Source organism: Neobacillus sp. B4I6 (assembly GCF_050434045.1).
Classification (GTDB): domain Bacteria; phylum Bacillota; class Bacilli; order Bacillales; family Cytobacillaceae; genus Neobacillus.
Genome location: NZ_JBNPWB010000002.1, coordinates 1,706,365 through 1,726,832, shown reverse-complemented (window position 1 = coordinate 1,726,832; position 20,468 = coordinate 1,706,365). Strand labels below are relative to the sequence as shown.

Genomic DNA, 20,468 nt, shown 5'->3' with positions numbered 1-20,468 from the left:
ATTAATACTTTGACATGTTTTGAGGAAGGCAGTAACTAGCTTTTCCTTATTCCCATAAAAATGTGTAGATGGGAGCGGAATGGAGATTGCACCCCGATTTCCCAATCGATCTACTACAACAGCCCCTGCAGTACATATCCTTCAATATGCTCCAATCTTGAAAAAGCAAAGCCATCTTACGGACCGTTACTAAACTCCTTTAACAGTTCATCCCGATTCGTAATGGTTTTATCCGTGTAATATTTACATACATATATTTATAGGAGGATGTGGCTGTTGCCACGGTGAAATTTAAAAATGGTGGGTTAGGAACCATTGTTGGAACTACAGCTGCTTATCCAGGTCTGTCAGCCGGCTTGGAGATTATCGGAACAAATGGTACAGCTGTGATTGGGAATGATCAATTAATGAAGCATTATCTACGAAACCCAAATAATGAAACAGAAGCCATTAACTTAGCTGGTATTGAAAATCAAAATGGGGGGGATCGTGATCATGCGTCTGTTGACCCTGCAGCACTTGATGGTGCCTCCCATCGTTTACAATTTATCGATATGATAAATGCCATACAGGAAGATAGAGAACCGCTTGTGAATGGTGAAGAAGGATTAAAACCATTAAAAATTATTTTAGCTATTTATGAATCTGGACGGACAGGTCACCCTGTACAAATAGAAGGTCTCTAACAATCCGGGCACTATACTCAAACAACGATGGTGATTGTATTAAAATACGGTGAAATAGTAACAAGTTCATCGGCTATCCTCTCTGAAAATTAGAGAGGTCTTTTAATTTATAACCATTTATCCGCCCATTCCTCTAAAGCTTTGAGCGATCGTCCGAGTTCTGTTCCTTTTTTGGTTAAAGAATATTCGGTCCGTACCGGTCGGTCAGCAATAACATTTCTTAACACAATTCCATTTTCCTCGAGTTCTTTCATCCTTTCATTTAATACTCTTTTACTTAAGTCAGGAATGAAGGCATGAATTTCACTGAATCTTTTTGGCTCCTTTATTAATGTATGAATAATGAGACCCATCCATTTCTTCCCCATAATATGGTAGCACTCTTCAACTTTATTGCATAATTTATTTTCTGCATCCATCTATTAACACCTCATAATAGTATCTTGGTTATTATTAATAACTATATATTAATAATAACAAAATCAGTTGTTAAAATAAAGTATTTACTGGAACAAAATTACCAAAGAATAAAATCTGTTCTTTTTCGTTCACGAATTTGACACTTATAAATTGACAGCTAAATTTAAAAAAGTTATTACGGTTACATAAAGTTACCTAGTTATTAATTGAATAATCTGATGGAACTAGAAGAGAAGAGAAGAGAAGAGAAGAGAAATATTTTTTTGAAAAAATCTCGAAATGCTATTGCTGGTGGAATCGGCGGTTTTGCGATTACAGCCATAGGGTATGATTCAGCTCGTGAAGTACAAACTGTAGGTACCCTGGAAGGGATTTATGGACTGGCTACGATCGTACCTGGTGCCATCTATCTATTGATTTTCTTAATATTAGTCTTTCTATATCCATTAACGAAGCAACGGATGAAACAGCTTACCATTGATTTAACAGAACAAAGAAAGAATAGAAGATAAGGATTGGTAGATATTAATTTCGTATATGTAAATTTTGAGAGTGGTAGTGGTCCAAAGATTAAATCCATCACCCACGACTATGCTTATTTTAACTATATATCTTCCAAGGCGACACGGTTGTCGTTGAGGGTACAAGTTTCGGTGTTACTTTCAATGGAAGAGAGAGGCGTGCCTGAGTTACCCATGCAGGACGCTTTTGTAATGTATTTGAAATAAGGGATTTCAAGATACAGCGACTTTTCATTTATCTTGACCCAGACTATGAAAATTAGAGATTATTTACTATAGTACCACCGGAACAAACTATCAAGTAGCTCAGTGGGATGTTGATGCAGAGAAACAAGCAGATGCAGAGGAGAGAGCTGGAGATCCATGAGATCGCCAGCTTTTTTTGTAAGGAGGAGGGACATTTATCGTATCGAAAGGTAGGTTCTTATGGCTAGAAAACAATAGAATGAAACAATTGAAGTGCCTGAACATCATTTTACATTATTACGTAAAATATAAATTTGACGTAATTAACTCAAATATGTAAAATATAGAAGAGAGGTGATTTTATGGTAAATCAGGATAAACTAACAAATTATAAAAAATTGCAAACCATACTTAACGAATTACCGTGGTATGTTGATGAATACATAAACCACAAACTCAGAAAACTTTCGACGGCTTCCTTATATAATTACTGTCATGATTATAAAATCTTCTTCAACTGGATGATCAGCGAGCAATTAGTGTCTGGCAATGTCAAAGATATTCCTTTGGAACGTCTGGAGCAAATGACAGTTTTAGAGGTTGAAAGTTTTTTAAACTATCTCCATTATCAATTAAATAACAAAGAACTCACCGTAAATCGGAAATTATCTGCATTAAAATCACTATTTAATTACATGCAAAACATTGCTGAAACACCCGATTTAAAGCCATACATTAATCGAAATGTCATGGCCAAAATTGAATTTAATGAAGTAAAAGACAGCATGGAAACAAAAGCAAATAAAATGGAAGGTAAAATCCTTCTTGGCGATGAATATGAGAAGTTTCGCCTCTTTGTTGCTAATGATTATGGCGAAATCAACAAAGATAACAAAAAAATCTTTAACTTTTATCAATTAAATAAGGAACGTGATACGGCGATTGTGTCATTAATCTTAGGATCCGGTCTTCGCCTTTCGGAGTTAGTTGGAATTGAATTAGACGATATCGATTTTAGCAAGTATTGTGTACGAGTCATTCGAAAAGGTAATAAAGAACAATTTGTCTTCTTTAGTCAGGTTGCAATGGCTGATTTGGAAGAATATCTGTCGATTAGATCTGCTAAGTACCAGGTTGATAAGACCAATAAGGCGTTGTTTATTTCTGCACCCATTGGACCAAAAGGAAAATCACGAAGATTAACGGGAAGATCTATTGAAAAATTAATTGAAAAATATGCCACCGCATTTGGTAAACCATCATTATCCGTACATAAGCTGCGGCATTCCTTTGCGACCAGATACCATGCTGAAATCAATGATGTACCAAAATTAAGACGTCAATTAGGTCATTCATCGATCCAAACCACAATGATTTATACACATATTAAAAATGATGATTTAAAAATTGCTGTTGATAAAATGGATATGCCAAAAGAACAACTGGATTAATAATGACTGTCTTTAAAAAGGCAGTTGATTTTTTTATTTTATCAGTTTACATAATATTATTATGTAACAAAAAATTAAATAATCTCAATTCCAAAGTATACTTAAGAAAATGAGACGGAATAAATTTTTTTTATATTTTTCACTTTGCAAAATTAAAAATGCGTTTAGAAAGCTCATATGCTCTCCAAACGCATTTTTTTATCCTACATTTTTCATCGAATTGCTTCCAGTAAACTGACTATTATACAAATCTGCATAAAAGCCGCCTTTTTCAAGTAATTCGACGTGATTTCCTTTTTCAATCACACTGCCATTATTCATCACAAGGATTAAATCGGCATCACGAATCGTCGACAATCTGTGTGCTATAACAAAGCTTGTGCGTCCTTTCATTAAATGGTTCATCGCCTTTTGAATTTGTACCTCTGTCCGGGTATCTACACTACTTGTTGCTTCATCAAGTATTAGAATCGCAGGATTCGCAAGTATCGCTCTGGCAATGGTTAACAGTTGCTTTTGGCCCTGAGAAATATTGGATGCTTCCTCGTTCAATATCGTATCGTAACCGTCTGGAAGAGTTCGAATAAAATGGTCCGCATTAGCTGCTCGCGCCGCCGCCACCACTTCCTCTTTTGTTGCCCCTTCCCTTCCGTATGCAATATTATCAAAAATCGTACTGTTAAACAGCCAGGTATCCTGTAACACCATACCGAATAAACTCCTTAGGTGTTCCCTTTTTAAATCTCTTGTGTCAATGCCATCAATCAAAATTCGACCGGAATTAATCTCGTAGAAACGCATTAACAAATTAATAAGTGTTGTCTTCCCTGCCCCAGTTGGACCGACGATCGCAACCGTCTGGCCAGATTTCACATAAATTTGCATATCTTCGATTAAGATTTCATTTTCCTCGTAGCCAAAGGTAACATGTTCAAATGTTACTTTACCTTCTGGAGCAGAAATCACTTTCGCATGCACCGCTTCTGGGACCTCTTCGGTTTCATCTAATATTTCAAACACACGTTCGGCACTGGCAATTGTGGATTGAATCACGTTGGCAATCGATGCTGTTTGAGCAATTGGTTGAGAAAATTGCCGCGCATATTGGATAAAGGCCTGAATATCACCAATTTCAATCGCTTTTTTAGTGACTAAGATTCCACCAACGACGGATACAAGGACATAGCCAATATTATTGATAAATGACATCAGCGGCATAATCATTCCAGAAACAAACTGTGCCTTCCAGGCTGATTGGTAGAGTGTTTCATTAATTCCTTCAAATTTGTCAATCGATTTCTGCTCATGGCCAAATACTTTGACTATCTTATGGCCAGTATACATTTCTTCTACATGACCATTTAGCTCGCCTAGTGATTTTTGCTGGCCTTTAAAATACAGTTGTGATTTTTTGGCGATTTTTGCAATCGCTACACCGCTTAGCGGCAGTGTCACAATCACGATCAATGTCATCAAAGGACTGATTGATAGCATCATGATGATTACTCCAATAATTGTAACCACTGAGGTAATCAACTGGGTTAAGCTTTGCTGTAAGGTTGTGCTGATATTATCGACATCATTGACCGCACGGCTTAGAATTTCCCCATGAGTACGTGAATCAAAGTATTTTAACGGCAGCCTGTTAAGCTTTTCTTCCACTTCTTTACGGAGATTATAAACTGTCTTTTGTGCGACACCAGCCATGATATATTGTTGTAAATAGGCAAAAATCGCACTCAATATATAAAGACCTATTAGTAAAATAATAATTTGACCGATATACTCAAAATCTATTTTAGCCCCAGGAACTCCTCTAAGCTTCATCATCAAGCCTTCAAATAATTTTGTGGTTGACTTCCCCATGATTTTAGGGCTGACAATTGCAAAAATCGTACTGATAATAGCAGTAATTAATACGGAAAGTAGCTGTAATTTATAAGGCTTCAAATAACTGATTAATCTGTTTAGCGTTCCTTTAAAATTCTTTGCTTTTTGGACAGGCATGCCCATTCCCATCGGACCAAATCCACCACCAGGCCCAAATTTGCGCGCCCCAGATTCTTGATTTTTGGGTTCCTTGCTCATGCGATTTCCTCCTCTGACAGCTGTGACATCACAATCTCTCGATAAACCGCACTCGACACCATCAAATCTTTATGCGTGCCGATTCCGGTTATCTCTCCATTATCTAGTACAATAATCTGGTCTGCGTCGATAATTGTACTCACTCGTTGTGCTACGATTAATACCGTTGAATTGCCTGTTTCCCCTTTAAGTGCAGCGCGTAGCTTGGCATCTGTTTTAAAGTCCAATGCGGAAAAGCTGTCATCAAATATATAAATCTCGGGCTTCCGAACGAGGGCTCGGGCGATGGATAACCGCTGTTTCTGTCCTCCGGAAACATTTGTTCCCCCTTGGGCGATTACGGCATTAAAGCCTTCTGGCATGTTTGCAATAAATTCTTTTGCCTGAGCAATTTCAGCAGCATGTTCGACTTCTTCTGTCGATGCATTCTCTTTCCCATAACGAATGTTCTCTGCGATTGTCCCAGTAAATAGAACTGATTGCTGGGGGACAAACCCAATCTTTTCCCTAAGCTGTTCTTGGGTCATATCTCTTACATCCATTCCATCGACAAGAACTTTACCACTTTCAACATCATAAAAGCGCGGAATCAAGTTAATCAGTGTCGACTTTCCGGAGCCTGTTCCCCCAATAATAGCTGTTACTTCACCAGGTTTCATAGAAAAAGAAATATTTGAAATTGCAGGCATTTCTGCTCCAGGATAACTGAAGGTTACATCCTGAAATTCTACGTGCCCTTTTGTGCCTTCCCCTGATAACGACGAAGATGGATCCTTTATATCTGCTACCGTCTCCAGCACTTCGTTAATTCGGACAGCAGATACTGATGCCCTTGGTATCATCACAAACATCATGGACAACATGATGAATGAGAACATAATTTGCATGGCATATTGGATAAATGCCATCATATCACCGACCTGCATATGCCCATTGCTAATCCGAAGTCCGCCAAACCAGACGATGGCTACAGTTGAGAGGTTAAGAACAATCATCATAATTGGCATCATTGCAGCCATGATTTTATTTACCTTAATAGCTGTTTGGGTTAAATCCCAGTTGGCTTCATCAAAACGTTTCTTCTCATGCTCGACTCGATTAAATGAGCGAATAACACGAATACCAGTTAAGTTTTCTCGTAAAACACGATTGAGATTATCCAATTTTACCTGCATTGCTTTAAATAGTGGAATTCCTTTTCTGGCGATTATGACGATCGCCAGTACGAGAATTGGCAAAGCGACAGCAAGAACTAACGTAAGCTTGGCATCCTTTGAATAGGCCATAATGATACCGCCAATACACATCATCGGTGCCATCGCCATCATTCGTAACATCATTACCAAGACTTGCTGGATTTGAGTAATATCGTTGGTAGTTCTTGTAATCAATGAAGCAGTTCCAAGTCTATCAAACTCGTGCAGTGAAAAGTTTCCTACGTGGGAGAAAATTTTGCTCCGCAATAGCTTTCCAAACCCTGATGCTGCTTTTGCTGAGTAGAAACTCGCAGCAATGGAACAAATCATCCCTCCTGCCGCGACGAGCAGCATGAAACCACCGATTTTCCATATGTAGTTGGTATCACCAGTCACGACACCCTCGTCAACAATGTCAGCCATTAACGTTGGCAAATAAAGTTCTGACAATGACTGTAAAAGCACTAGGCCTAAAACCAAATAGATGGGTAATTGAAATGGTTTTAGAAATCTGGTTAATTTGATCAACATCTCTCAACTCCGTTTTTAATAATTGATACGAGTAACTTTATCCTATTTTTATGAACTAAATATGAACAAATATATTTATTAAGTTTATAAAAAAATCATTTGGCTTGTTAAGCAAACATTAGTATATTCCCGACTGGAAATTCCGTCAAATTTTTGCAAAAAAAAAACACAGGGAATCCTGTGTTTAGCGATCATTTATTGATTTCTTTATTAACAACCGTGCCGATGAGCTTCCAATGCCCTTTTTCAAACGACCATGTAGATTTAACCGATGCAATAAGGTCCGCATTTGCAATTCCGGTTACCTTCTGCTCCCCAAGTAATCCCACTTTATTGCCCTCTAATTGGATCGGTTGGAGACTGCTAAAAGGGTTTACGGTTAGTTCTGTAGGCTCATTTATGTTTCCATTATAATAAAGACCGAGCTTTTTGTAATACTTTTGACGGTCCTTTAAATCAAACCGATAGGATTTTCCTGTTTTAGCAAGTCTGATTTCAGCTTTATACCCATTTAAAAAATGGCTATCCATTTCAAGCGGCTCAGGCAGGGCTAAATTCGTATGGACAAAATCCTTCATAGAATAAGAGTAGTTATGAACAATTCGCTCATTTTCTCCGGTTAACACACTTGCAAATAAATCCTTCACCCCATCATGGTTTAGGTCCACTAGCAGGAGTGACGCCTTTGCACCACTTTCCAAAGGGAAGGAAAAGGTCTTTCCATTGGAGGCAGCAATTTCAATAAAGATTTTCTCTAAAAATGTATCTTCTTTCTGATAAGGAACACCTTTTAAAAGGATTTCTTCCTCCTTTTCGTCTCCTGTAATATCTTCTTGCTCTTTTGTTATGGTGACCGTTTTTGTAGTTTCTTCAATTGCATAAACCCCAGTAATCGCAGTAAGTGACATGAGAAAAAACGAAGCAATCACCAGAAGCATCTCTTTTTTCATCCATGAACCCTCCCAACTCTGTTGCTAGTTAGTATGTCCAGTTTTGGAAAAAAGATGAAAAAGGGACTCTCTTATTTTTAGAGAGTCCACAAAAATTTATTCATTTGGTTTTTCAGTTGCTGCTACTTTCCAAACAGTGGTTACCTTGCCGTTATCATCCTCATCAAGTATAAACGAGCCATTCGAATAACGGTCACTGAAGTGAATATCTACTGTATGAAGTGTTTCGATATGTCCTTTTTCCGTTTGGAGATAAATAATATCCTGCTCATTAGCAATAACAAATCCGGTGATTCGGTGTGGATTTGATTTAAGCTCTCTTAAAATGACAACCCCGCGTTTGGCTCGAGTTGCTTTTTCAAACTCTTTCATTTTCATCCTCTTCACAGCTCCACGCTGCGTCGCAATAACGATTGTTTCATTACTATCTGGATGAATGATTTTTCCGCCAATGACATAATCGTTTTCCTTTAAATTCATCCCTTTAACTCCGGCAGCACGTGCACCGACAATACTGATTTCTTCTTCATGAAACCATAAGGAGTAACCTAAGTGGGTGATTAAGAATAATTCTTTCGTTCCATCTGTTATATGAACATCAGTAACTTGATCATCATCCTTAAGGTTGATGCCAACAAGCGGTTTAGAATATCGCTGTGCTTTATATTGTTTAAGCTCTGTTTTCTTGACCATGCCATTTTTCGTGACAAAGACAAGGAATAGATTTGCCTCAAAGTCTTTCACCGGAATCGCTTGGATAATCTCTTCATCACGTTCAATTGGAATAATATTCGCGACATGCTGTCCAAGGTCTTTCCAACGGATATCCGGAAGCTCATGAACAGGGCAGAATAAATAATTTCCTTTATTCGTGAAGAGGAGAAGGACATCCTTTGTATTCATTTCTAGCTGAGCTAACAAACGGTCTGAATCTTTCATCGCTAAATCTTGGCCATTGGAAGCTGCATATGAACGTGGGCTCGTCCGTTTTACATACCCTTGTTTTGTGATCGTTACAATCACGTCTTCGCTAGGGACGGTAACTTCAAGATTGATTTTCAATTCTTCGATTTCAGCTTCAATCTTAGAACGACGCGCATCTGCAAAACGTTTCTTCACATCTTTTAATTCTTTTTTTATGACAGAGAAAAGAGTTTTCTCACTTGCTAAAATACTAGTAAGCTCGTCAATTTTCTTCGCTAATTCTTCCGCTTCCTGCCTCAGTGCAGTGATATCGGTGTTTGTTAAGCGATAAAGCTGTAAGGAAACGATTGCTTCAGCTTGCATCTCTGTGAAACCATACTTTGCCATCAAATTATCTTTCGCATCGCGTTTATCCTTGGATGCACGGATGGTGGCAATTACTTCATCAAGGATGGATAAAGCTTTCATTAATCCTTCAACGATATGCTGACGCTCTTTCGCTTTATTAAGGTCATATTGCGACCTTCTTGTAACAACTTCTTTTTGGTGTTCGATATAAGCGTCCAGCATTTCTCTTAGTCCCATTAATTTTGGACGTTTTTTATAGATGGCAACCATATTAAAATTGTAGGTTACTTGAAGATCACTATTTTTGTATAAATAGTTCAAGACACCTTCTGCGTCGGCATCTTTTTTTAAATCAATAACAATTCTTAAGCCAGTTCGGTCCGTTTCATCGCGGATCTCTGAAATTCCTTCTACTTTTCGATCGAGTCGGAATTCATCCATTTTTTTAACAAGATTGGCTTTATTGACTTCATATGGTATTTCGGTAATGACAATTTGCTGCTTACCGCCACGAACCTCTTCTATTTCTGCTTTGCTCCGGACGATAATTTTCCCTTTACCAGTTTCATAGGCTTTTCTAATCCCATCAATCCCTTGAATGATACCGCCTGTAGGGAAATCTGGCCCTTTGATGATGGTCATCAGTTCGTCTACAGATACATCCGGTTGATCCATTCTCTTGATTACCCCGTCAATGATTTCTCCAAGGTGATGCGGGGGAATATCGGTTGCATAACCTGCTGAAATTCCTGTCGATCCATTGACAAGAAGGTTCGGGAACATAGCTGGCAAGACGGTTGGTTCTTTCGATGTATCATCAAAGTTTGGAATAAATTCAACGGTATTTTTTTCGATATCACGCATTAATTCAGCAGCAATCGCTGAAAGCCTTGCTTCAGTATAACGCATAGCTGCCGGCGGATCACCATCAACGCTACCGTTGTTTCCGTGCATTTGAACGAGAACGTTTCTAACCTTCCAGTCCTGACTCATCCGCACCATTGCCTCATAAACAGAGGTATCACCGTGTGGGTGGTAGTTACCGATGACATTACCAACGGTTTTTGCTGATTTTCGAAAGCCTTTATCGTACGTATTTCCTTCCACATGCATCGCATAAAGAATTCTTCGCTGTACAGGCTTTAGGCCGTCACGTGCATCCGGAAGGGCACGTTCTTGAATGATGTACTTACTATATCTGCCAAAACGATCACCAATTACATCTTCTAGAGGCAAGTCACGGAATTTTTCATTTGTACTCATCCTTCAGAATCCTCCTCGGAGACCGTAATATTTTCATTTTCTAAAATAGTGTCATCTTCTTCTAAACCAAATGCTACATTACTTTCTATCCACTTACGGCGCGGCTCAACCTTGTCGCCCATAAGGGTTGTAACGCGGCGTTCTGCTCGTGCAACATCATCGATTTTTACACGAATCAATGTCCGTGTTTCTGGATCCATTGTTGTATCCCATAGCTGGTCGGCATTCATTTCGCCAAGTCCTTTATAACGCTGAATAATATAGCCTCTGCCCACTTTTTTCAGGGCACCCTGGAGCTCATCATCACTCCAAGCATATTCGATAATTTCCTTTTTGCCTGACCCTTTACTCACTTTATAAAGCGGCGGGAGGGCAATAAACACTTTGCCTGCTTCTAGCAGCGGCTTCATATATCGATAAAAGAAGGTAAGTAATAAGACCTGAATATGTGCTCCATCGGTATCAGCATCCGTCATAATGACAATTTTATCATAGTTGATATCTTCTACATTAAAATCCGTACCGACCCCACCGCCAATTGCATGGATGATCGTATTGATTTCTTCATTTTTAAAAATGTCAGAGAGTTTCGCTTTTTCCGTATTGATTACTTTACCTCTAAGTGGAAGTACGGCTTGAAAGCGGCGGTCACGCCCTTGTTTTGCGGAACCTCCCGCGGAATCACCCTCCACCAGGTATAGTTCATTTCTTTGCGGATTACGTGATTGGGCAGGTGTTAGTTTACCAGACAAAACGGCATCCGAACGTTTACGTTTTTTACCGCTCCTAGCATCCTCACGCGCTTTTCTAGCAGCCTCTCGAGCTTGATAGGCTTTAATCGATTTTTTGATAAGAAGGGAGCTAATATCAGGGTTCTCTTCAAGAAAGTAGGAGAGATGTTCAGAAACAACAGCATCGACTGCTGACCTAGCTTCACTAGTTCCTAATTTCCCCTTTGTTTGTCCTTCGAACTGAAGTAGTTCTTCCGGGATTCGAACGGAGATTATTGCCGATAAACCTTCGCGGATATCTGCACCATCAAGGTTTTTGTCTTTATCTTTTAAGAATGAAACCTTGCGGGCATAATCGTTAAATACCCTGGTCATTGCTGTTTTTGCCCCTGCTTCATGGGTACCGCCATCTCTTGTGCGGACATTATTGACAAAGGAGAGGACATTTTCGGAATAGCCATCATTAAATTGAAACGCAAAATCCACTTCTATTCCATGCTGAGATCCTTCTAAGCTGATAACCGGATGAAGGACATCCTTTTCTTCGTTTAAATAAGCAACGAAGGCTTCAATCCCATTCTCATAATGAAAGACTTCATGGAAATCATTACGATCATCGATAATATCGATTTTCAATCCTTTTAGCAAGAAGGCTGACTCTCGTAACCTCTCACATAATGTTTCGAAATTGTAAGTAGTCGTCGAAAAAATGGTCGGATCTGGCTTAAAATGAATCGTTGTTCCTGTTTGATTGGTTTTGCCGATTTTTTCGAGAGTGGTTGCTGGCTTTCCGCCATTTTCAAAGCGCTGTTCATATACGAAACCGTCCCTTTTAATCGTGACAGTTAACCATTCAGATAATGCATTAACTACCGATGCACCAACACCATGCAAACCGCCGCTTGTTTTATATCCGCCTTGGCCGAACTTTCCGCCGGCATGAAGCACTGTTAAAATAACCTCTGGTGTCGGTTTCCCCATTTTGTGCATACCCGTAGGCATGCCGCGCCCTCGGTCATTAACACTAATTGAATTATCTTTGTGTATTTTTACAATGATTTGATCACCAAATCCTCCAAGTGCTTCATCGACCGAATTGTCGACAATCTCATAAACGAGGTGATGAAGACCGCGTGAATCGGTGCTGCCAATGTACATTCCTGGACGCTTTCGAACCGCCTCTAGACCTTCAAGTACCTGTATGGCATCATCATTATAATCAAAAGCTTGCTGATTCCTTGCCACTAAAATACCCCTTTCATTCCCTACAAAAAGAAGTATCCTTCTAATTGCTTCATGAACTAATTGATTAGTCATCTTTTTATTATCTTTTTATATTTTAAAATAGAACCAATGTTTGCCGCTTCTTATTTTATCATAAATCTTGCGGCGTCTATGCTATATTGTAGCGATTTATTTTAATTTGGCAAATACGTAATTTGAAACAACATATTTTTGTAATAATACTATCTAGCGTTTTTTGGGGGATTGAAAGAAAAAAACTGCTAATAATTAGCAGTTTTATGGTAAACATTATGCTTTTGTTAACGCATGTTCGACTTTAATGCAGCGGTTCATAATAACCGTATAGCCCTTGTTTTTTAAAAACTCATACGCCTCATCATTTTCTAGTCCAAGCTGCGCCCAATATACATCGGCATCAATCTCATCAAATTCTTTGGCTACATCGAACAATTGTTCTGACCTGCGAAAAACATTAACAATGTCTACATGTCCTTCAATATCTTTCAGAGATGCAACTGCCTTGACACCAAGAACCTGATCGACAGTAGGATTCACTGGAATAATGTCATAACCCGCTTTTTGCATAGCAGCTGAAACTTGATAGGATGTTCGTTCAGGATTATCACTCAAACCAACAACTGCGATTCTTTTTGCCTTTTTTAAAATTGTCCCAATTTCATTACGACTTGGATTTTCAATGCTCATATGTCTCACTCCCTTTTCTCATTATTTTACCTATATTTTCAAAAAATACATAATAAAAAGTTCTTAACAGAAAAACCCCTGGTAGAAGAGGCTGCATAAAATATTATTTAACTGGTTAAAAGTTTCGGTTTAACTTGTATCGTCGGCCGGTTTTTACATGTTTTATATGATTTTATTTAAATTATATTGTCTCTATACTTTGCTTTCAATGGATTAACAAAGGGTTTGAAAATTCTCCTTTTTTTTGTAATAAAATTGACTCTATTTGTACTTACTTTGGACAGAAAAGGAAAAGCGTGGTGTTTTTTCTATATTACATGGTAAAATAGAAGGACTGGATCTTTTTGTTGAAGGAGAATTTGTTAATGGTTCAAATTATTTTAGTTTTGGTTCTTGCGTATTTACTAGGTTCAATCCCCTCTGGTTTAATTATCGGAAAAGTATTTTATAAAACAGATATTCGCCAGCATGGGAGCGGAAATTTAGGCGGAACAAATACGTTTCGGACACTCGGTGTTAAGGCGGGAATGGCGGTGACACTTGCTGATATATTGAAAGGGACACTTGCAGCATCCCTGCCCTATCTTTTTCATGTCGATGTGAATCCATTACTGGCTGGGGTATTGGCTGTTATCGGTCATACCTATCCGATTTTTGCTGGGTTTCGTGGCGGAAAAGCCGTTGCTACTTCAGGTGGTGTCGTATTGTTCTACGCACCGTATATGTTTATCACAGTCCTCGTTATCTTTTTTATCAGCTTATACCTATCAAAATATGTTTCTTTATCCTCGATGATCGCAGGAATTACAGCTGTTCTTTTTGCCATTGTTACTGGTATTATTCGTGAATGGGACATCCCATTGCTCATCGTAGTATTTCTACTAGCATCGTTTGTGATATACCGGCACCGAGCAAATATTAAAAGAATTATTAATAAAACGGAACCGAAAATTAAATGGTTATAATTAAAGGAACCTATAGCGGTTCCTTTTTAATTTATTAAATAGTTTTAAAATTATACAAGAATATAATATAGTATAACTAACAGTCTAAAAAAGGGATTACATAAAAAACAAGCGCCTTTAAGGAGTAATTTATGAAGCGGAATGCTATTATACCTTCAGTTTTAATTATTGTTGCATGTGTCGGATTAGCGTCTTATCTCTTAATTCAACAAAGTCAACATTCAGAGGAAGACGAAAAAGTTTATCCTTCAAAAGAGCATAAACCTCGTTCTTTACTAATGATCAATCGCGAGATGACAGAAAAAGTAACCCTTGGTGCCATAGGGGATGTACTGATTCACGACAAAATCTATAAAGATGCCTTTAATGGAACTTCCTATCATTTTGAACCTATGTTTGAAAATGTGAAACCTCTATTAGAAAAGCCAGACGTTTTAACGGCTAATCAAGAAAGTATGTTAGGAGGACAAGCACTGGGTCTTTCCGGTTATCCAAGGTTCAATAGCCCATACGAGCTAGCAGATGCACTCGTCCAGACAGGGGTCGATATCTTATCAACAGCGAATAATCACACGTTAGATAAAGGTGAAAAAGGGATTAAGTCGGAAGCCGCTTATTTAGAAAGTATTGGACTGCCACATGTGGGAAGCTTCCTTGATGAAAAGGACCGCCAAAATTTGAGGATACTAAATAAAAATGGGATTAAGCTTGCTTTTCTCTCCTATACCTACGGAACGAACGGAATCCCCGTACCAGACGGAAAAGATTTTCTCGTCAACCTGATTAATCGCGAATCGATGAAAGAAGAAATTCATCGCGCCAAAAAGCAATCAGATGTAGTGGTCATGAGCATTCATTGGGGTAATGAGTACAAGCGAATGCCGACAAAAGAACAAAAAGACCTTGCAAAATTTCTTGCTAATGAAGGAGTCGACATCATCTTTGGCTCTCATCCCCATGTCCTGCAGCCAATGGAATGGATAAAAACAGCAGAAGGCAAACGAACGTTTGTCATTTATTCATTAGGGAATTTTATTTCCGCCCAACATGGCGACTATAAAGATATTGGCGGTTTAACCACCATTGATATTACAAAACATGTATCAGAAAAAGGAACAACCATTGATTTTTCTAACCCGGCTTTTTACCCAACCTATGTCGCAAGTAAAAAGAATCATAATTTCCGTGTGGTTCCATTAGAGAAAGCAGGATCATTTGGTTTTCGAAATGCTAATGCGAAATTTAAAGAAATTCAAACACATATGCAACAATGGCTCCGCTAAAGCGGGGCCTTTTTACTCATAAAAGAAAGGTAGGTGGAACTAAGCGGATGGAAGGTATTAATCGACAAGGTATCTTGTTAAGTCTGTTATTTTTAACCATGACCTATTTTTTTGCAAGAGGTTACTACACTCCTTTTTTTGTTTTTCTGATTACTTTATTATTATTAGTTGCTTTTTTTAAGGAAGAGAAACGCTTATTTGCCTGGATAGTCGTATCATTTTTTTTAGGTAATCTATTGCTAGTGTATATGGATAACTTCATAGAAAGTTTTCGTTTATCACCTTATTCGCTTGTCATGTCTAGTCAATTGTTATTATTAATTCCAATCATTATTATTAGCTATGTTATTAAGAAATTTAAACTAGAAATTAGTCCATTTTTAAAAAAACCTATGCTATCAGGAGAAATTCAACTCCCTTTTAACATCACTTTTTCGTTAAGAAAATTTTTTCTTATCCTTTGCCTTCTTTCAATACTAGCTATTATTGGGATACTTTTGATAAAAAAAGATGAAGTGCAATGGCATCCTTTGCTATTCATTTTATTGTTTTCGATCATCAATGCATTGCTAGAAGAGGTTTTGTGGCGCGGAATACTTCTTTATAAACTGATTACGATCACCAATCAACGATTAGGTTTGATCGTCACCAGCATTGCTTTTGGCTTACATACGACCATGTTTGGATTTTCAATCTTAATATCAATTCTTTATATTTTTCTAGGATTAATATTTGGATTATTTACGTTATCATCTAAAAGTATCATTCCAGCTTTCATTGTTCATACCTTGATCACGATCCTATTAATAGTATCCGGATGGGGTAGGATTCCCGTTTAAATTTGCCGAAATTCCTAATCTAAAAAGAAATCCGCACTTTTAGAGTGGTTACTCTTCAAGTGGACGGATTTCTTTTTGCCATATATGTTCAAACAAACCTTCTTTATGTAAAATTTCTCTTTGTCGCTCACCTATTAAATCAAAATGCGAATAACCATCCTTCCGATGATGGATCCATTCTTTCCTTAACCCATGTTTTTGGCCCCAAACTGCTAATTTTACAAGGTCATTGCAGCCCACCTTAGTGACTGTATTTGAACCTGGAAAGCGATCATCAAGCCAATAATGGGTTAAAAACGCAATTTCTCCGTTGTCAATTTTTCTTTTCCATTCGCTTATTTGCTGTTTTTTAATTCCAAAGGCCAATCAAGACACCTCAATGAATAAATTATTTCGTCGATAAAAGTAACAATTTTAGTCCTTTTTCTTAATTTCCTCATATTTTAAATACCATTCAGGAAATGCCTTTTTGAATGAAGACGGTCTAAAATTATCCTTTTTAACAATAATATGGGTTGTTTTTCCTTCTGCACATATTTCATCATCGCCATTTACAATCGTATATCCATAAACAGTTTTGATGCCATTATTTAATTCTACCCATGTTTTTACAAACCCTTTATCACCATAGCGTAACGGTTTTTTGTAGGTCACTTGAACGTCATAAACAGGAGCAAAATAGCCTGACTCCTCCATGGCAAGATAATTGTATCCAATATCTTCAATTAATCCTGTTCTGCCAAGTTCAAAAAACTTTAGATAATTAGCATGGTAAATAACACCCATCATATCTGTATCAGCATAATAGAGCTGAATTTCTCTAGTCGAAATAAATAAATTTTCCACGGGTCACGACCCTTTCGTGATCATATTTTACATTTTATTGATTGCCTTTATTACATCTGCTACCTCAAGCAGCAGGGACTTTTCAAAAAGATCTTCATCATCTGCAACATCCATTAATCTTGAGGCTTGTGCTTGAATCATTTCATCCACCATGTTTGTTGCAAAACGGCCATTCCCTTTGAAGGATTCTTCATCCATCTTTTGTAGTAACAGCACTTTTGCTTCCCCTGTTAGGTGGTATTGAAAACTATTAGCATAGACCGCCATGATTTCAAGCAGTTCCTCTGGTGAATAATCAGGAAATAAAAAGAACTTTTTAAAGCGGGAGCGAAGACCAGGATTGCTTTCTAGGAGCAAGTCCATTTCATGTGGGTAACCTGCCAAGACAACGACTAGGTTTTCATTATGCTTGGTCATTTCATCAACAAGTGTATCTATGACCTCTTTACCAAAATCACCTGTTGTCGAACTGAAAAGGGAATAGGCCTCGTCAATAAATAAGACACCACCGAGCGCTTCCCTAATTTTTTTCTTTGTTTTCCCTGCCGTTTGACCTACATATCCGGCTACAAAATCTGCCCTGCTTGCTACGATAAGATGCCCACGTTTTAAAATGCCACATTCCTTTAAAAGCTCCGCATAAATCTTAGCTACGGTTGTTTTTCCTGTACCAGGATTTCCGGTGAAAACAGCATGAAGCTGAATAGGTACGGGCGGCAGCCCTTTTTTCATCCGGTACTGCTGCATTTTTACAAACTTGAAAAGGGACCGCATCTCAACCTTTAAGGCGTCTAACCCAATTAGTCGATCCAATTGTTCATAAGGAGACTCTACACTTTCCTCTTTGTCTAAAAGAAAGTCTTCTTTATTCAATAACATATAATCTAAGATGTTATCATCATTTACTTCCTTGTCAGAGCCCTTTTTAAAAATCGCATCTAAGACAATATTGCGGACTGTTCTAGCATTTCCAAAGGAATCATCCACCCGTTCACGATCGAGACGATGATTGATTTCGATTTTTGCATCTTCGCTAAGGAAGTAATCATTATCTGATGCCACATGTTCTGCAATGCTTATTAACTCTTCATTCGAATAATTTGGCAAATGAATGAGATTGGACTGAGGAAAACGACTGCGTAAACCTGGGTTTGCGTCTAAAAAGGAGCGCATTTCCTCGGGATAGCCTGCCATAATGACCGCGAATTTCCCGCCATATTCATTTCCTGTCATAAGCGAAACCAGTGTATCAATCGCCGCTTGACCATAATCGTTGCCTGTTTGCCCCTCACGTTTTAGACTATAGGCCTCATCAATAAATAACACCCCGCCAATAGAGCGCTCGACAACCGTTCGGACGTTTTCTTCTGTTTGGCCGACAAATGAACCGACAAGCTGCGAACGATCCGTCTCAATTACTTCCTCACGAGGCAAGACACCTAATTCGTGATAAATTTTCGCAAGTAACCTGGCAAGTGTTGTTTTTCCTGTACCCGGATTACCGGTTAAGATCATGTTCAAGCTCAATTCGTCCTTTATTTGAAAACCGAGCTCCTTCCGCTGCTTTTGGTACTTTAAAAATCGGTAAAAATCATTGATCCGATTTTTAACAAACTCCATCCCAATCATTTCATTCAGTTGATCCAAGGCATTGATTCGATCAGGAAGACTCTCAGTTTCTTCTTCAATAAATTCCCTTTGCCAACTAGCTTTAATTTCCTCTAAATTAGATAAGTGCAATTTCAAGTCATCATAATAGGTGGAAGTATGGAAAACACCTGTAATCGATTGATCGTACTCCTCAGCTGCCTTTAATAAGTTTCCTGTTTCGTCTATAGCAGAAGACAACAACCCGGAAAGAAGCTGATGTTTTTGGAATAAATCCTTATTTTCTAATGTTGAGGAAAGCTCTCTTTTCGTTTCTAAAACCTGGTGAATCTCATCGGCATCCGTTAAAAAGTTCTGACACACTTCTATGTATTGTTCCGCTGTTTTCTTTTTGGCTGTTCGATTATCTGTTTCTCTCATTGCAGGAAAGGTAAGCTGCGAAAGTAACCCCTCCATCTTTTTCCAATCCGATTGCAGCATATATTCTTTTGCGGCTTGATTATCAGGAAAGAGTTTAAGCGCTCTTTCAAGCCATACCGCTGCCATTTTATCCTTTTTATTTCGACCAATCCGTGACAAAGCAGCAAGTGTTAATAACTTTGATAGGATGACGGGATTGGATTCGTACGTAAGAGCGGAAAGTAATGCACTTTCATTTGAAATGGACCCGTTTTCGTTCAATTCAATTTCCCATTGCTTTAATTTATCATGTATTGTAATTTGATTTACTAGTTGTCTCAAGGTTATCACTTCTTTTTCAAAATTTCCTTTCTATTTTACCATAACAGTCGCTCCATACCTAAACAAAAAGACCTGTCCATAATGAACAGGTCTCCCACTTTTTTAGCTTTCTTGATTATGCGCCTCATCCTTAATTTCTGAACGGAAGGAGTCGATGCTTTCACGTCGGCGTTCATTCTTTGCTTCAATTTCCTGACGTTGTGTCTCACTGTCTGTTAATGCTAAAGATTCTTCAGCTGCTTCGATATTATTTTCCGTATTTTGAATCATGGCTTGAAGCTTTTCAACGTTATCGCTGCGATCATCTGGATTCGGTTTGTTATTATAGGCCATCATAATTCCTCCTATGGTGTAATTGGTACAAATATAGTTTGTTACTGACTCCAAAAATTAAACTAAAAAAATTTTTTAATGACAAAAAAGACCCATAGGCTTTCGCCCATTGAGTCTTATAATCTATACCTATTCACCTTTTGTTTGAATTACTTGGGCATGCTGCCCTGATGTATCATTCATTTTCTTCCCCTTATTCCCATTAAACCCTCGGGGTTGTGTGCCAGTATGGCTAGGTACAAAATGTTTGCTATCTTTTTTCGGATTACCCATGTCATGATCCCTCCTTACTTTCATTTTCTCCATAAGGTTGGAAAACATAATTGGTAATCTTTTTTAGTTATTCTGCTTTACCGAGACGTTTTTCTTCCAAGCGTTGTTCGATTTTTTCAATTGCAGCACGATCTTTTAAAAGTTGTGATTTATTTTCAGATACAAGCTCTGCAAACGAGCGTTTTCTAGGTTTTCTCATCGGTATCACCGTCCTTATTTCATATTGTAACAGTTATTATGCCCGGAAACGGTTGCAATTATTACAACTTTTTGAAAATTATATCGTTTTTTAAATATTTATTATAAAAGAAAAAAACGCTGGAGTAATCCAACGT

The 20,468-nt window shown here is 38.0% G+C and carries 19 protein-coding genes; 6 read left to right on the top strand and 13 right to left on the bottom strand.

The window, feature by feature from the left end; all coding sequences use genetic code 11:
* Nucleotides 1–269 precede the first annotated feature (269 nt).
* Nucleotides 270–686 carry a Gfo/Idh/MocA family oxidoreductase gene (locus QF028_RS10625; RefSeq protein ID WP_429465226.1) on the top strand — a complete coding sequence of 139 codons (417 nt, stop codon included), beginning with the start codon at nucleotides 270–272 and terminating at the stop codon, nucleotides 684–686.
* Nucleotides 687–793: 107 nt separating this feature from the next.
* On the opposite strand, the gene QF028_RS10620 is transcribed toward QF028_RS10625, so the two are convergent.
* On the bottom strand, nucleotides 794–1,105 hold the full coding sequence (locus tag QF028_RS10620; protein ID WP_215004298.1) for a winged helix-turn-helix transcriptional regulator: 312 nt from the start codon (nucleotides 1,103–1,105) through the stop codon (nucleotides 794–796).
* Nucleotides 1,106–1,369: 264 nt separating this feature from the next.
* Here QF028_RS10620 and QF028_RS10615 point away from each other — a divergent pair, with 264 nt between their 5' ends.
* Nucleotides 1,370–1,618 (top strand): hypothetical protein, encoded by a 249-nt coding sequence (locus QF028_RS10615; RefSeq protein ID WP_410886284.1) that lies wholly within the window; start codon nucleotides 1,370–1,372, stop codon nucleotides 1,616–1,618.
* A 557-nt stretch (nucleotides 1,619–2,175) separates the two neighbouring features.
* Nucleotides 2,176–3,264, top strand: coding sequence for a tyrosine recombinase XerS (gene xerS / locus QF028_RS10610; protein ID WP_429465223.1), 1,089 nt, complete (start codon nucleotides 2,176–2,178; stop codon nucleotides 3,262–3,264).
* Between the two features lie 198 nt (nucleotides 3,265–3,462).
* On the opposite strand, the gene QF028_RS10605 is transcribed toward xerS, so the two are convergent.
* The 6 genes from QF028_RS10605 to QF028_RS10580 all read right to left on the bottom strand — a co-directional run bounded on the left by QF028_RS10605 (nucleotide 3,463) and on the right by QF028_RS10580 (nucleotide 13,245).
* Nucleotides 3,463–5,352, bottom strand: coding sequence for an ABC transporter ATP-binding protein (locus tag QF028_RS10605; protein ID WP_429465221.1), 1,890 nt, complete (start codon nucleotides 5,350–5,352; stop codon nucleotides 3,463–3,465).
* The gene (locus QF028_RS10600; protein ID WP_429472273.1) at nucleotides 5,349–7,076 is read right to left on the bottom strand and encodes an ABC transporter ATP-binding protein; all 1,728 of its coding nucleotides are present in this window, start codon (nucleotides 7,074–7,076) and stop codon (nucleotides 5,349–5,351) included. Before QF028_RS10600 ends, QF028_RS10605 begins: the two co-directional genes overlap by 4 nt.
* A gap of 194 nt (nucleotides 7,077–7,270) precedes the next feature.
* Entirely contained in the window at nucleotides 7,271–8,029 is a 759-nt protein-coding gene (locus QF028_RS10595; protein ID WP_429465219.1) for a hypothetical protein, read from the bottom strand.
* A 96-nt stretch (nucleotides 8,030–8,125) separates the two neighbouring features.
* Nucleotides 8,126–10,564, bottom strand: coding sequence for a DNA topoisomerase IV subunit A (gene parC / locus QF028_RS10590; RefSeq protein WP_429465216.1), 2,439 nt, complete (start codon nucleotides 10,562–10,564; stop codon nucleotides 8,126–8,128).
* Nucleotides 10,561–12,540, bottom strand: a complete 1,980-nt coding sequence (parE, locus tag QF028_RS10585) for a DNA topoisomerase IV subunit B (protein ID WP_429465214.1) — start codon at nucleotides 12,538–12,540, stop codon at nucleotides 10,561–10,563. The genes parC and parE overlap by 4 nt, the downstream gene beginning before the upstream one ends.
* A 288-nt stretch (nucleotides 12,541–12,828) precedes the next feature.
* Nucleotides 12,829–13,245, bottom strand: coding sequence for a CoA-binding protein (locus QF028_RS10580; protein ID WP_215004287.1), 417 nt, complete (start codon nucleotides 13,243–13,245; stop codon nucleotides 12,829–12,831).
* Nucleotides 13,246–13,610: 365 nt separating this feature from the next.
* Between QF028_RS10580 and plsY the strand changes: the two genes are divergently transcribed.
* The 3 genes from plsY (at nucleotide 13,611) to QF028_RS10565 (ending at nucleotide 16,332) form a co-directional block, all read left to right on the top strand.
* Nucleotides 13,611–14,210, top strand: coding sequence for a glycerol-3-phosphate 1-O-acyltransferase PlsY (gene plsY, locus QF028_RS10575; protein ID WP_168244062.1), 600 nt, complete (start codon nucleotides 13,611–13,613; stop codon nucleotides 14,208–14,210).
* A gap of 131 nt (nucleotides 14,211–14,341) precedes the next feature.
* Entirely contained in the window at nucleotides 14,342–15,493 is a 1,152-nt protein-coding gene (locus QF028_RS10570; protein WP_429465211.1) for a CapA family protein, read from the top strand.
* Nucleotides 15,494–15,540: 47 nt separating this feature from the next.
* Nucleotides 15,541–16,332, top strand: a complete 792-nt coding sequence (locus tag QF028_RS10565; RefSeq protein ID WP_429465209.1) for a CPBP family intramembrane glutamic endopeptidase — start codon at nucleotides 15,541–15,543, stop codon at nucleotides 16,330–16,332.
* A gap of 48 nt (nucleotides 16,333–16,380) precedes the next feature.
* Here QF028_RS10565 and QF028_RS10560 read toward each other — a convergent pair whose 3' ends face one another.
* The 6 genes from QF028_RS10560 to QF028_RS10535 all read right to left on the bottom strand — a co-directional run bounded on the left by QF028_RS10560 (nucleotide 16,381) and on the right by QF028_RS10535 (nucleotide 20,332).
* On the bottom strand, nucleotides 16,381–16,698 hold the full coding sequence (locus QF028_RS10560; protein ID WP_429465207.1) for a hypothetical protein: 318 nt from the start codon (nucleotides 16,696–16,698) through the stop codon (nucleotides 16,381–16,383).
* A 48-nt stretch (nucleotides 16,699–16,746) separates the two neighbouring features.
* Entirely contained in the window at nucleotides 16,747–17,178 is a 432-nt protein-coding gene (locus QF028_RS10555; protein WP_215013420.1) for an acyl-CoA thioesterase, read from the bottom strand.
* A 27-nt stretch (nucleotides 17,179–17,205) separates the two neighbouring features.
* Nucleotides 17,206–19,527: an AAA family ATPase gene (locus QF028_RS10550; protein WP_429465205.1), complete on the bottom strand. Its 2,322-nt coding sequence runs from the start codon at nucleotides 19,525–19,527 to the stop codon at nucleotides 17,206–17,208.
* A gap of 102 nt (nucleotides 19,528–19,629) precedes the next feature.
* Nucleotides 19,630–19,863 carry a small acid-soluble spore protein Tlp gene (gene tlp / locus QF028_RS10545; protein ID WP_373408494.1) on the bottom strand — a complete coding sequence of 78 codons (234 nt, stop codon included), beginning with the start codon at nucleotides 19,861–19,863 and terminating at the stop codon, nucleotides 19,630–19,632.
* A gap of 126 nt (nucleotides 19,864–19,989) precedes the next feature.
* Complete coding sequence (locus QF028_RS10540) at nucleotides 19,990–20,133, bottom strand: acid-soluble spore protein N (protein ID WP_098260605.1); 144 nt, start codon at nucleotides 20,131–20,133, stop codon at nucleotides 19,990–19,992.
* 67 nt (nucleotides 20,134–20,200) lie between these two features.
* A complete protein-coding gene (locus QF028_RS10535; protein WP_088087694.1) occupies nucleotides 20,201–20,332 on the bottom strand; it encodes an FbpB family small basic protein in 132 nt (43 codons plus the stop codon).
* Nucleotides 20,333–20,468 lie beyond the last annotated feature (136 nt).